Raw genomic sequence first — 12,550 nt, forward strand, 5'->3', positions numbered from 1 at the left:
CGGACCGCCCTAGCTATTCGGCGGTCCGAAACGGCGCCGCGATCTCCGGTGTGATCCGCGCCGGGCGCATGGTGTTCCTGTCGAGCATCGCCCAGCGGGTCAGCGCGGAGACCAGCACCCGGTCCGCATCGTCAACGAACTGCACTTCGCGCCCGAACTGCGCGCCCTTGGGTTCGCCATGCACGCGCGTGCGGCCATGCGCGACCTCGCCCGTCTTGATGTTTCCGCGATAATCGATCTCGTGCCGGGTAACGACCCAGATATACCGGCCCCGGTGCGCGTCCGGCGCGATTTCATGCCAGTGGCCCACCGCGATATCCTGAATCCAGCGCACCCACACCGCGTTGTTCACATGGCCCAGTTCGTCGATATCGCCCGGCCCGGCCGTGAAATCGCGGGTGAAGGCCCAGTCCGCATCGCTCATGCGGCTGCCAGCTTGCGGTCGGGATCGACACCGATGCTCCGCAAGTCCGCCTCGGCCTGCGCCGTCGTGGTGAAAACGAAGCCTTCCATGCCCACCGCTTTTGCGCCCGCGATGTTCTTCTCCAGATCATCGAGGAAGACGCATTCCTCCGGCACCAGGCCGTAGGTTTCGCACAGCCAGCGGTACATGCGCGGATCGGGTTTGAGCGTCGCGTGATCGGCAGAGACGCAGGCACCGTCGAACAGGGGCCAGAAATCGTAGCGCCCGCGCAGGTAGGCGACGATCTCGTGCACATTGTCGGTGATCGCATAGATGCCGTAACCCGCCGCCTTTAGCCTGCGCATCAGCGGCGGCGTTTCCTCGATCAGGTGGAGGCTTTCGAACAAAGCCTCGATCAGCCGATCCGCCGTGCGCCGGTCGAACCCGTGCCGCTCGGCATACATGCGCTGCGTTTCTGTAAGGCTCATCGCCCCGCGGTTCAATGCGCGGAAGATGTCCCCGCCGAAGAGGTCGCGGCTGGTGATCCCGTCGGGCAGGTCCTTGCCAAAGGCCAGCTCCACGATGGCCTCCGGCTCCCATCGGACGATCACATTGCCGACGTCGAAAACGACGTTGCGGATGGTCATTCGGCGTCGCTTCCTTCGACTACGCCCATCTGCGTCAGCACGAAGGCGTATTCCTCTGCGGTTTCATACAGCGAGGCGAAGCGCCCGGACTTGCCGCCGTGGCCCGCGCCCATGTTGGTCTTGAGCAGCAGCGTGTTGTTGTCGGTCTTGGTCGCGCGCAGCTTGGCGACCCACTTGGCGGGCTCCCAATAGGTGACACGCGGATCGTTGAGGCCTGCGGTCACCAACAGCGGCGGGTAATCCTGTGCGACCACCTGATCGTAAGGCGAATAGCTGAGCATGTAGGCAAAGGCCTGCTTGCTGGTGATCGGGTTGCCCCATTCGGGCCATTCGCCCGGCGTCAGCGGCAGTTCCGCATCGAGCATGGTGTTGAGCACGTCGACGAAGGGCACATGCGCCACCACCGCGCCCCAGATATCGGGATCGGTGTTGACGACTACGCCCATCAGCTCGCCCCCGGCGCTGCCGCCGCTGGCACTGATCTGGCCCTTGGCGGTATAGCCTTTGTCGATCAGGCCCTTCGCCACGTCCACGAAATCCTCGAACGTGTTGGTCCGCTCGTTCAGCTTGCCCTGCAGGTACCACCGGCGGCCAAGATCGTCCCCACCGCGGATATGCGCGATGGCAAAGGCCATGCCCCGATCGACGAGGCTGAGGCGACTGGTCGAGAAACCCGGCGGCACGGCATAGCCATAGGCGCCGTAGGCGTAGAGGTGCAGCGGGCCGCCCATCGGCCTGTCCTTGCGCATCACCACGCTGACCGGCACCTGCGTGCCATCGCGTGCAGTGATCGTCAGCCGCTCCGTCTTGTATTTCGTCGCGTCGTAACCGCTCGGGATTTCCTGCTGCTTGAGCAGTTCGAGCGCGCCGGTTTTCACATCGTAATCGTAAACCGATCCGGGCGTGACCATGCTCTGGTACGAGAGGCGCAGCTTGGAAACGTCGTATTCCGGGTTGTTGGATAGCCCGGCGACAAAGCTTGCCTCGGGAAAGGCGATCGGTGTGATGTCGGATGCGTCGTCATAGGCGCGCAGCTGCACCTGATCGAGGCCCGCGAGCCTCCCTTCGGTAACGTAGAAATCCTTAAACAGCTCGAACCCGGTCAGGTAGAATTCGTCCGACCCTTCGATCAGCGTGGTCCACTCGCCCGGGGTGGCAAGCGGCGCGGTCGCGAGGCGGAAATTGATGTGATTGTCGTTGGTGTGGACGAACAGCGTATCGCCGCGCACGTCGACATCGTATTCGACGCCCTTCTGCCGCGCCTTGACCAGCACCTGCTCCCCGGTCGGGTCGTCGGCGCGGACCAGCCGCACTTCACTCGTCTCGTTGTCGCCGGTCGCGATCACCAGCCAGTCTTCCTGCGCAGTCAGGCCCGCTCCGACGCGAAAGCCCTCGTCCGCCTCGCGGAAGATCTCGACATCTTCGGACACATCGGTGCCGAGCTTGTGCAGGCGGACATTGTCGACCCGCCAGTTCTCGTTCGCCTTGCCGTAGGCGATCATCGTGTCGCCCGCGAGCCAGGTGAGGCCGGACAGGGTTTCCGGGATCACATCATCCAGCAGCTCGCCGGTTTCGAGGTCCTTCACTCGCGCCGTGAACCGCTCGGACCCATTGTCGTCCGCCGAATAGGCGAGATAGCGCCCATCCTTGCTGACCGAGAACGCGCCGAGGCGGAAATAGTCCTTCCCCTCGGCCAGCTGGTTCTCGTCCAGCAGCAGCTGCGGATCGCCGCCTGCCACCGGCTTGCGATAATGCTTGCGATATTCGCTGCCTTGCTCGAACTCGGACCAGTAAAGCCAGTCGCCATCCTTTTGCGGCACCGTGGAATCGTCTTCCTTGATGCGGCCCTTCATCTCTTCGAACAGCTCTTCGACCAGCGCCTCGTGCGGGGCCATCTGCGCTTCGAACCAGGCGTTTTCCGCCTTCACGTAATCGAGCACATCCTCGTCATCGACGACGGGGTAGGACTGGTCTTTCAGCCAGTGATAGGGATCGCTCAACGTGATCCCGTGCGTGGTGAAGGTGTGGTCGCGCCGCTCGGCGACGGGGGGTGCGGTCGGTGCCTGTTCGGTCACGCTGGTATCGGCTCCATTCGATTGCGCCGCAGCGATCCCCGGCACGGTCAGTGCTGTGAGTGCGATGGCGGCGGTAAAAAGCTTGCTCATACGTCGGTTCCCCCCTGTGGGCGATGGCACTCGCCTTTGAAAGGCTTGCGTGGGCAAGCTATGACCCCAGATCAGGTACAACGCCAGACCCCAGACAGACAGGATCGACCAAATGTTGATGCAGACCCATGAAGCCCGCCTTTCCGCCTTGCGCGAGGAGCTGAAGAAGCGCGGGCTGGACGGATTCTGCGTCCCGATCGCCGATCCGCACATGAGCGAATATGTCGGCGAGGATGCGCAACGCCTCCACTGGCTGACCGGATTCGGCGGCTCGGCAGGCAGTGCGGTGGTGCTGCAGGACAAGGCGGCGATCTTCGTCGACGGGCGCTACACCGTGCAAGTGCGCGACCAGGTGGAAGAACGCCTGTTCGAATATCGCGGCGTGCCAAAGGACAACCCCGCAGACTGGCTCGCCGAGAATGCGCATGAAGGCGCGCAGATTGGCTACGACGCATGGTTGGCGACGCCCGGCTGGGTGCGCACGACCGCTGCCGCGCTCGAGAAGGTTGGCGCGAAGCTGGTCCCGGTCGACGGCAATCCCATCGACGCGGTGTGGCAGGACCAGCCCGCGCAAAGCGAGGCCCCTGCCCGCGTTCATGCGGACGCCTATGCCGGTCGCAACGCGCAGGAAAAGCGCGCGGCCATTGCCGACTGGCTGACGCAGGAGAAGCTCGACGCGGTCGTCATCAGTGCGCTCGATTCGGTGGGCTGGGCGTTCAACATTCGCGGCGGAGACATTGCGCATACGCCCGTTGCCATGGCCTTCGCGCTGGTCGACCAGGATGGCACGGCACAGCTCTTCATCGACGAGGCCAAGGTCTCGCCCGAATTGAAGCAGCACCTCGGCAATGCGGTTACGCTGCGTCCGCGTAGCGAGTTCGAAAGCGCGCTGGGCGCGTTCAATGGCAAGCGGATCGCACTCGATCCCGAATATGGCGTTGCCGCGATTGCGCAGGCGCTGGAAGCGGGCGGCGCGAAGGTGGTCGAAACCCGCGACCCCACGATCCTGCCCCGCGCCATCAAGAACGAGGCCGAAATCGACGGCCACCGCGATGCGCAGGCGCGCGACGGTGCGGCGGTCTCCCGCTTCCTTGCATGGATCGAGGCCGAAGCCCCGTCGGGCAAGATCGACGAGCTGACCGCAGCGGCCAAGCTGCTGGAGTTCCGGCAGAAGGACGCCGGGCTTGCCGACACCTCGTTCGATACCATCTCCGCCGCAGCAGGCCATGCCGCCCTGCCGCACTACAAGGTGGACGAGGACAGCAATATCCCGATCCCGCCCTCCAGCATTTTCCTGTGCGATTCGGGCGGCCAGTATTTCAACGCAGAAGGGGCCGGGACGACAGACATTACCCGCACCGTGTGGGTCGGCCCCGGTGAACCCTCGACCGAGATGAAGGACCGCTTCACCAGCGTGCTCAAGGGCCATATCGCCATCGCGCAGGCGATCTTCCCCGAAGGCACTACCGGCGGCCAGCTGGACACGCTCGCGCGCCATGCTCTGTGGCAGGCGGGCTGCGACTATGCGCACGGAACCGGGCATGGCGTCGGCAGTGCGCTGGGCGTTCACGAAGGCCCGCAACGCATTGCCAAGACCACCGGATCGCAGGGCGGGACGATGGAGCCGCTCGTGGCAGGGATGATCTGTTCGAACGAGCCGGGATATTACAAGGCGGGGGAATACGGCATCCGGATCGAAAACCTCGTCCTGATCGAGGAGCGCGAAATCGAAGGCGCCGATGAAGGCACATGGTTCGGGTTCGAGAACCTGACCTGGGTCCCGCTGGACCGCGCGCTGATCGATACCGACCTGCTGTCGCCCGAGGAGCGCGACTGGGTCGACCATTACCATGCCTGCTGCCGCCAGATCCTTAGCCCCCGTGTGGACGGGCAGGCAGCCGACTGGCTGGAGCGGCATACACAGCCGCTCTGAGGCCGCTCCGGGAGCTCTTGCGAGGCCCATTATGTTCGCGTAATGTTCTTAACCTGAGGTCGCGACTCGGAGGACAACGTCATGATCGGTTACGTTACGCTCGGCACCAATGACCTTATGGGCAATGCGCCCTTCTACGATGCCATCGCCAAGGAAATGGGCTTTGGCCGGATGATGGATTTCGACACATTTATCGCATGGGGCAACTGGGATGTGCCCGGTGTGGCGCTGACCAAGCCGTTCGATGGCAAGGACGCGAGCGTCGGCAACGGCACGATGGTGGCGCTGGAGGCGAAGGACAAAGAGCAGGTCCACAAGCTGCACGAGATCGCGCTGGCCAATGGCGGAACGTGCGAAGGCGAACCCGGGCCGCGCGGAGACGCGGACGAGAACGGCATGGTCTTCTACGCCGCCTATTTCCGCGACCGCGACGGCAACAAGCTCAACGCCTTCTGCATGATGAAGTCGGATGGCTGAAGCGCGCGCGCTGGCCGAATATCCGGTCCATCTCGGGCTGGGCGCGACTGCGACAGCGCAGCCGCCCTTCACCGGGATGGAGTGGTACGAGGAATATGGTGAGCGCAATGCCGCCGACGGCATCGAGGGCCGGCTGGTTTCGATGCACTCTTTTGCACAGAGCTGGGACAGCTGGGAAATGCACCCCAAGGGGCACGAGGTCGTGGTCTGCACTGCGGGGGAGCTGACCCTGACGCAGGAATATCCCGACGGACGCGTCGAACAGGTGACGCTGGCCCCCGGCGATTACGCGATCAACGAACCCGGCGTGTGGCACACGGCAGACGTTATGGGCGAGGCAACCGCACTGTTCATCACGGCGGGCGAGGGAACCGAGCACCGGCCTCGCTAGACTGGCGGGTGGGCGCGCCTCCAGGCTTGCAGACGCATGAACACGCGCCCGATCCTGCGACAAAGTGTTACAATTCCGGTGTTTCGTGGCAAACAGGAGCGACAAAGCAGCGCTATAAAGCGTTCCAAGAGCTGCGAGGCGGGTTTTCGATCTCCCCAACCCCTCCCCGCCCCGCAGCTCTACCAGAGGTCACCTGAAAGGACGAACCCCCATGAAGAAGACAGTTTTTGCCCTCACCGGCATTTCGCTGCTGGCGGCCACTGCCGCTCTCGCCCAGCCTGCCGAACGCACGACCGGCCCGATGACCCGCGCCCAGGTTACGCAGAAAAGCGCCGAGCATTTCCAGAAGATGGATATGAACGGCGATGGCGTGCTCGATCTGGCCGACCGCGAACTGCGCCGCAAGCAGATGATCGCCAAGGTCGATACCGACGGCAATGGGGCGATCAGCGCCGCCGAACGCGAGGCAGCGCGCGAAGCGCGGCAGGCGAAGCGCGCCGAACGACGCGAAGCGCGCGGTGCCGAAACCGAGCGACGCGGCCCTGGCAAACGCGGCATGCGTGGTATGCGCGGCAAGCGTGGTGGCCACATGGGTGGCGCGATGCTCGCCCGGGCCGACAGCAATGGCGATGGTCGCCTGACGCTGCAGGAATTCCAGGCTCACGCGCTTGAACGCTTCGACCGCGCCGATGCCGACAAGAACGGCACTGTCACCGCGGAAGAGCGCAAGGCCGCGCACGAGGCCCGTCGCACCGCCATGCGCGAGCGCATGCAGGAACGGCGCGCTGCCCGCGCCGCCCAGTAACGAACAGCAATGGCCACAAGCGTGGATACCAAGGCCATTACCGTGCTGCTCGTCGATGACGAGCGCACCCTTCGCGAACCCCTGGTCGACTACCTGGTCGGCCAGGGGTTTGTGGTGCTCGAAGCGGAAAATGCCGCCGCCGCGCGCAGCATCCTGCGCGAACAGAGCGCGGATATTGCGCTGGTCGATATCATGATGCCGGGTGAAGACGGATTATCGCTCACCCGCCACCTGATCGAGGCGCAGAAACTGCCGACCATCCTGCTCACCGCAATGGGCGAGGCGACCGACCGGATCGTCGGGCTGGAGATCGGTGCCGACGATTATGTCACCAAGCCATTCGAACCGCGCGAACTGGTCGCGCGGATCCGGTCCGTCATGCGCCGTTCGGGCCGCAACCACGAGGATGGCAGCGAAGAGGATGCGCAATACCTGTTCGAGGGCTGGCGGCTCGACCCGCTCAAGCAGCGGCTGACCGACCCGGCAGGCACGGTTATCCCCATTTCCACTGCGGAATTCCGCATGCTGCGCGCATTCCTCGATCATCCGCGCGCCGTGCTCGATCGCGATCGCCTGCTCGATATGGTGCAGGGGCGAGAGGCGCACCTTTTCGACCGTGCGGTCGACAACCAGGTCAGCCGCCTCCGGCGCAAGATCGAGCAGGACAATCGCAACCCGCAATTCATCCAGACCGTGCGCGGCGGGGGCTATCGCTTCGCCGCCGATGTCAGCCGCATCCAGGGCGACTGATCGCCGATGCCGCGCATTTTCCCTCGCAGCCTGCTGGGTCAGAGCCTGCTGGCGATCGCCGTCACGCTGTTGATCGGGCAGGCCGTATCGGCGTTCCTGCTGTATCGCGCGGTAGAGGAACGGCGCGATGTGGCCACCGCCAACGCGATCGCATTCCACCTTGTGCGGACTTCGAATCGTGATGAGTTCGCAACCGAAAACCGAAGCCCGGGTTTTCGACGCCGGGACGGTGACAGGCGCTTGAGGTTGGGCGGGGATGGCCCTCGCGCACGCCGCGCGCTGCCTCCGCCGATCGCTGGCCGCATCGACGAGCACTCGCCCCTGTCGCAAGGTGAGATGCGCGACATCGCGACCGAGACCAGATTGCAGGAAATCCTGACGCGGCAGGGCATGGTCGTGGAGGAACTGGTCGCCACCCGGCGCCCGCTTTCAGAGGATCGCGTATTGGAGCAGCTTGCCGAGGATCGCCCGCGTTTGCGCGCCATCTTGCAAGAGCGCCAGGGCGAACTGGTCGTCGCCGGGATGCGCCTGCAAGGTGAGGAGCGGTGGATCGTCGCACGGTCAATCCGGCCACCGGTAGAGGCGCGCGCCCTGTGGCTGATCGGGGCGCAGACCATCCTGCTCTTCCTGGTCCTGCTGGGCGCCACCTACCTGGTGCTGCGCCGGATTACACGGCCGCTGGCGCAGCTGACACAAAGGGTCGAAAGCTTTGCCCGGACGCAGCAGGCTCGGGAACCGCTGCGGCCGCAGGGGCCGGCGGACGTGACCCGGCTGATCGCAGCGCACAACCTGCTCGAAAGCCGCATTGCCAGCCTGCTGGACGAGAAGGACGTGATGCTCGGCGCGATCGGGCACGACCTGAAGACGCCGCTGGCGGCGCTGCGCGTGCGCATCGAATCGGTCGATGACGAGACCCAGCGTGCGCGGATGGCCGATATCATCGAGGACTTGCGCCGGTCGCTCGACGATATCCTCTCGCTGGCGCGGATCGGTCGCGCGAAAAGCCCGCCCGAATCGACCCAGCTCGCCGCGCTGGTGGAAAGCGTGGTCGACGAGTTCGAGGATATGGAAAAGCCCGTAAGCTTTGCGGGCGCCGACAGGATCGTTGCACCGGTGCAGGTCACCTGGCTGCGGCGCGCACTGCGCAATCTCATCGAGAATGCGCTGCGCTATGGCCTGTCGGCTACGATCACGCTCGAACGCAGTGGCGAATGGGCGGTGCTTGCGGTGGAGGACGAAGGGCCAGGCATCCCTCCAGATCAGGTTGCGGCGATGCTCGAACCATTTCGCCGGGGCGAGGCCAGCCGCAATCGCGGCACGGGCGGCGCCGGGCTCGGACTTACGATCACGCGCGCGATCGTGCGTGAGCATGGCGGCGAGCTGACCCTCGGCAACCGACCGGAAGGGGGCCTGCGCGCGGAAATCAGGCTGCCGCTGGCGCGTTAATTTGACGGTACCGGCCCGCACCATTTAACGCATCAAACCGCCGACGAGATTGCGCACGAACCGCCCGGCCAGAGGCCCGGCAAGGTCGGTCGCGATAGAACCGGCTGCCGAGGTGACGCCCGACGCCATCGGATTGGCGCGCGATTTCTTGCCCAGCACGGTCCGTGCCGCCATCCCCGCAGCGGAGCCTGCGGCGACCTTGGCCCCGCGCGACATCGCCTTTTCCCAGATGCTCTTGCTCCTGCGTGGCCGCTTGCGGACCTCTGCCTCGCCTTTTTCCTCCACCTCTTCTGCGGTCTCGGCGGCATCGGCCATCTTCTGCGCGATCACTTCCGCCGCGCTTTCGCGGTCGACCGCTGTGTCGTACTTGCCCGCCAAGGGGCTCGCCCCCAGGATCACCGCCCGCTCGCCAGCCGACAGTGGGCCGAGGCGGCTGCGCGGCGGCTTGATCAGCGTGCGCTGGACGACCGAGGGCGCGCCATCGTCATCGAGCGTGGAGACCAGCGCCTCCCCCACCTTCAGTTCGGTGATCGCCTGCGCCACATCGAGTTCGGGGTTGATACGGAAGGTTTCCGCCGCCGCCTTGATCGCCTTCTGGTCGCGCGGAGTGAAGGCACGCAGGGCATGTTGAACGCGGTTGCCGATCTGGCCCGCGACCTCGTCCGGGATATCGATCGGGTTCTGCGTGACGAAGAACACGCCCACGCCCTTCGACCGGATCAGCCGCACGACCGTTTCGATCGTCTCCTGGAATGCCTTGGGCGTATCGTCGAACAGCAGATGCGCCTCGTCGAAGAAGAAGACCAGCTTCGGCTTGTCCTGGTCGCCCACCTCGGGAAGCGTTTCGAACAGCTCGGCAAGCAGCCAGAACAGATATGTCGCATAGAGCTTCGGGCTGCGCATCAGCTTGTCGGCGGCGAGGATGTTGACCATGCCGCGCCCGCTCGCATCCACCCGGAACAGGTCGTCCACCTCCAGCGCAGGCTCCCCGAAGAATTGGTCCGCCCCCTCGCTCTCGAAGGTCAGCAGGCTGCGCTGGATCGCACCGATCGAAGCCTTGGTGATGCGCCCGTAATCGCCGGATACCGTGTCCGTGTTTTCCGCGGCGAAGGACAGGAGACTGCGCAGGTCGTCGAAATCCAGCAGCAGCAGGCCGTTGTCGTCGGCATAGCGGAAGACGATCTGCAACACGCCTTCCTGTGTCTCGTTCAGGTCCAGCAGGCGCGCGAGCAGCAGCGGCCCCATTTCGGAAACCGTGGTGCGGACCGGATGCCCCTGTTCGCCGAACAGGTCCCAGAAGACCACCGGGAAATCGGCATAGGCATAATCGTCCATGCCCAGCTCGGCCGCACGACTTTCCAGCTTGTCCGCATGCTTGAACTTCGAGGACCCGGGCACTGCGAGCCCGGCAAGGTCGCCCTTCACGTCGGCCACGAACACCGGCACGCCCGCGGCGGAGAAGCTTTCCGCCATCCCCTGCAGGGTCACCGTCTTACCCGTACCGGTCGCGCCCGCGATCAGCCCATGGCGATTGGCGCGGCTCAGCAGCAGGTCCTGCGCATCTCCTGCGTGGTTGCGCCCCAGAAAAATCGTGCTCACCGCGCCTGTCTCCCTCTCGGCCAGATCTGATACCGGTCTTTGCGGGGCGCCCGCGACCCGTCAAGGTGGTTCCAATTCGCAGGTGTTTCGATAGAGCGGGTGCGATGGCAACGGGCGAACCTTTCATCCTCCTCGACGATGCGCGTCCCTCTGGCGAGGGGCACGTGCCGGGCGGCGCGCGCCTGTTCGAAGCGCCGGTGGCGATCTTCCGCGCTTTGTGGCCCGACGCGGTAGAGGCGACACTTGCCGCTGCCGAGGCTGCCCAGGCCGAGATTGGCGGGGTGCTGGCAGGATATATCGGGTACGAGGCGGGGCTTGCGCTCGAACCCAGGCTCAGGCCGCTGGCGGACGCCCGCTCGGGCGGCGCAGGGCCGCTCGTGTGGCTGGGCCTGTTCGAATCCGAGCAGGCCATCGCGGCGGACGAGGTGGAGGCATGGCTGGCGCAGCGCGCGCCCGGCCCCGCCTCGCTCGGCCCGCTCGATCCGGCGATTTCGCTGGGCCAGTGGGAAGAGCGTTTCGGCGAACTGCAGCGCCAGATTGCGGCGGGCGATATCTACCAGGCCAACCTCACCATGCCGCTTACCGGGTCGTATCGCGGGGAGCCGCTGGCTTTGTACGCCGCGCTGCGCAAGGCCTCGCACGCAGGCCACGGCGGTGTGGTGTGGGATGGCAGCCACGCTCTCGTCAGCCTGTCGCCCGAGTTGTTTTTCCAAGCGCAGGACGGGAAGCTTACGGCTCGCCCGATGAAGGGCACACGCCCACGGCATGGCGATGCGGATGCTGACGCGGCGGCGGCGGCGGAGCTGGGCGAATCCGAAAAGGATCGCGCCGAGAACCTGATGATTGTCGACCTGATGCGCAACGACCTGTCGCGCATTGCGCAGGCCGGGTCGGTGACGGTCGACGAGCCGTTCAAGGTCGAGAGCTTCCCAACCGTGCACCAGATGGTCAGCACGGTACACGCGGACCTCGCCACGGAGACAGGGCTGGCGCAGATCGTGAAGGCGCTGTTTCCGTGCGGATCGATCACCGGGGCGCCGAAAATCCGCGCGATGGAGATCATCGACCGGCTGGAACGCGATGCACGCGGCCCTTACTGCGGTGCCATCGGTGCGTTCGGGCCCGACGGCACGGCCAGTTTCAACGTGGCGATCCGCACCTTGCGGCTCACCCCGATCGAGAACGGGCATGGGACCGCAGTGCTGGGCGTGGGCGCGGGGATCGTGGCCGACAGCGAACCGCTGGCCGAATGGCGCGAGGCGCAGATCAAAGCCGGATTCGCGCGATCAAGCAGCGCGGATTGCACTGCCCCTGCTTTCGACCTGATCGAGACCATGCGCTTCGACCCGGAAGAGGGCATTCCCCTGCTCGAAGGGCACCTCGCGCGCCTGTCCTCCAGCGCACACGAGCTTGGCTTCGCATTTGATCGGCACGCAGCGCGCAACCAGATCCAGACCCTGTGTTTCGATCTCGATGCGCCCGCGCGCGTGCGGCTGACATGCGCGCGGTCGGGCACCACCGCGATAGAAGTCGCGCCGCTGCCGGTCACGCCGAGCGAGCCGCTCGACTGCATTGCCCTGCCCCTGCCGGTCGATGCGGGCGACTGGCGGCTGGGCCACAAGACCACCGATCGCGGCTTCTATGCCGATGCCCTGGCTGCGGCGCACCAGATCGACGCGCACGAGGCCGTTCTGGTGCGCGACGATGGACTGGTTACCGAGGGCAGCTGGACCACCGTGTTCGTGGAACGCGATGGCAAGCTTCTCACACCGCGCCTCGGCCTGGGCCTGCTGCCCGGCGTGTTCCGCCAATCGCTGATCGAGGAAGGCCGCGCGGTCGAGGCCGAACTGACGCTGGACGATCTCGCCGACGGTTTCCTGATCGGCAATGCCCTGCGCGGCGTGATGCGCGCGCGACTCATCTGAAGCTCCCCT

General features: G+C 65.4%; 11 protein-coding genes. 7 read left to right on the top strand and 4 right to left on the bottom strand.

Annotation, left to right across the window (positions count from 1 at the left end):
- Window positions 1–13 precede the first annotated feature (13 nt).
- The 3 genes from ACEQXE_RS05430 to ACEQXE_RS05440 are packed head-to-tail and all read right to left on the bottom strand — an operon-like array spanning window position 14 to window position 3,215.
- Window positions 14–424: an acyl-CoA thioesterase gene (locus tag ACEQXE_RS05430; protein WP_370177934.1), complete on the bottom strand. Its 411-nt coding sequence runs from the start codon at window positions 422–424 to the stop codon at window positions 14–16.
- Window positions 421–1,050: an HAD family hydrolase gene (locus ACEQXE_RS05435; protein WP_370177935.1), complete on the bottom strand. Its 630-nt coding sequence runs from the start codon at window positions 1,048–1,050 to the stop codon at window positions 421–423. The genes ACEQXE_RS05430 and ACEQXE_RS05435 overlap by 4 nt, the downstream gene beginning before the upstream one ends.
- Window positions 1,047–3,215 (bottom strand): S9 family peptidase, encoded by a 2,169-nt coding sequence (locus ACEQXE_RS05440; protein WP_370177936.1) that lies wholly within the window; start codon window positions 3,213–3,215, stop codon window positions 1,047–1,049. The genes ACEQXE_RS05435 and ACEQXE_RS05440 overlap by 4 nt, the downstream gene beginning before the upstream one ends.
- A gap of 112 nt (window positions 3,216–3,327) precedes the next feature.
- Between ACEQXE_RS05440 and ACEQXE_RS05445 the strand changes: the two genes are divergently transcribed.
- The 6 genes from ACEQXE_RS05445 (at window position 3,328) to ACEQXE_RS05470 (ending at window position 9,017) form a co-directional block, all read left to right on the top strand.
- Entirely contained in the window at window positions 3,328–5,148 is a 1,821-nt protein-coding gene (locus tag ACEQXE_RS05445; RefSeq protein WP_370177937.1) for an aminopeptidase P family protein, read from the top strand.
- 81 nt (window positions 5,149–5,229) lie between these two features.
- A complete protein-coding gene (locus tag ACEQXE_RS05450; protein ID WP_370177938.1) occupies window positions 5,230–5,625 on the top strand; it encodes a VOC family protein in 396 nt (131 codons plus the stop codon).
- Window positions 5,618–6,016 carry a cupin domain-containing protein gene (locus ACEQXE_RS05455; protein ID WP_370177939.1) on the top strand — a complete coding sequence of 133 codons (399 nt, stop codon included), beginning with the start codon at window positions 5,618–5,620 and terminating at the stop codon, window positions 6,014–6,016. Before ACEQXE_RS05450 ends, ACEQXE_RS05455 begins: the two co-directional genes overlap by 8 nt.
- 211 nt (window positions 6,017–6,227) lie before the next feature.
- Window positions 6,228–6,821: an EF-hand domain-containing protein gene (locus ACEQXE_RS05460; protein WP_370177940.1), complete on the top strand. Its 594-nt coding sequence runs from the start codon at window positions 6,228–6,230 to the stop codon at window positions 6,819–6,821.
- Window positions 6,822–6,830: 9 nt separating this feature from the next.
- Window positions 6,831–7,571, top strand: a complete 741-nt coding sequence (locus ACEQXE_RS05465) for a response regulator (protein ID WP_370177941.1) — start codon at window positions 6,831–6,833, stop codon at window positions 7,569–7,571.
- 6 nt (window positions 7,572–7,577) lie between these two features.
- Window positions 7,578–9,017 carry a sensor histidine kinase gene (locus ACEQXE_RS05470; protein WP_370177942.1) on the top strand — a complete coding sequence of 480 codons (1,440 nt, stop codon included), beginning with the start codon at window positions 7,578–7,580 and terminating at the stop codon, window positions 9,015–9,017.
- A gap of 24 nt (window positions 9,018–9,041) precedes the next feature.
- Here the strand turns inward: ACEQXE_RS05470 and ACEQXE_RS05475 are convergent, their stop codons facing one another.
- Entirely contained in the window at window positions 9,042–10,616 is a 1,575-nt protein-coding gene (locus tag ACEQXE_RS05475) for a helicase HerA-like domain-containing protein (RefSeq protein ID WP_370177943.1), read from the bottom strand.
- Window positions 10,617–10,720: 104 nt separating this feature from the next.
- Between ACEQXE_RS05475 and pabB the strand changes: the two genes are divergently transcribed.
- Window positions 10,721–12,541, top strand: coding sequence for an aminodeoxychorismate synthase component I (gene pabB / locus ACEQXE_RS05480; RefSeq protein WP_370177944.1), 1,821 nt, complete (start codon window positions 10,721–10,723; stop codon window positions 12,539–12,541).
- The last annotated feature ends 9 nt before the right edge of the window (window positions 12,542–12,550 follow it).

This window comes from Alteriqipengyuania sp. (assembly GCF_964222115.1).
In the GTDB taxonomy this organism is placed as follows: domain Bacteria; phylum Pseudomonadota; class Alphaproteobacteria; order Sphingomonadales; family Sphingomonadaceae; genus Alteriqipengyuania.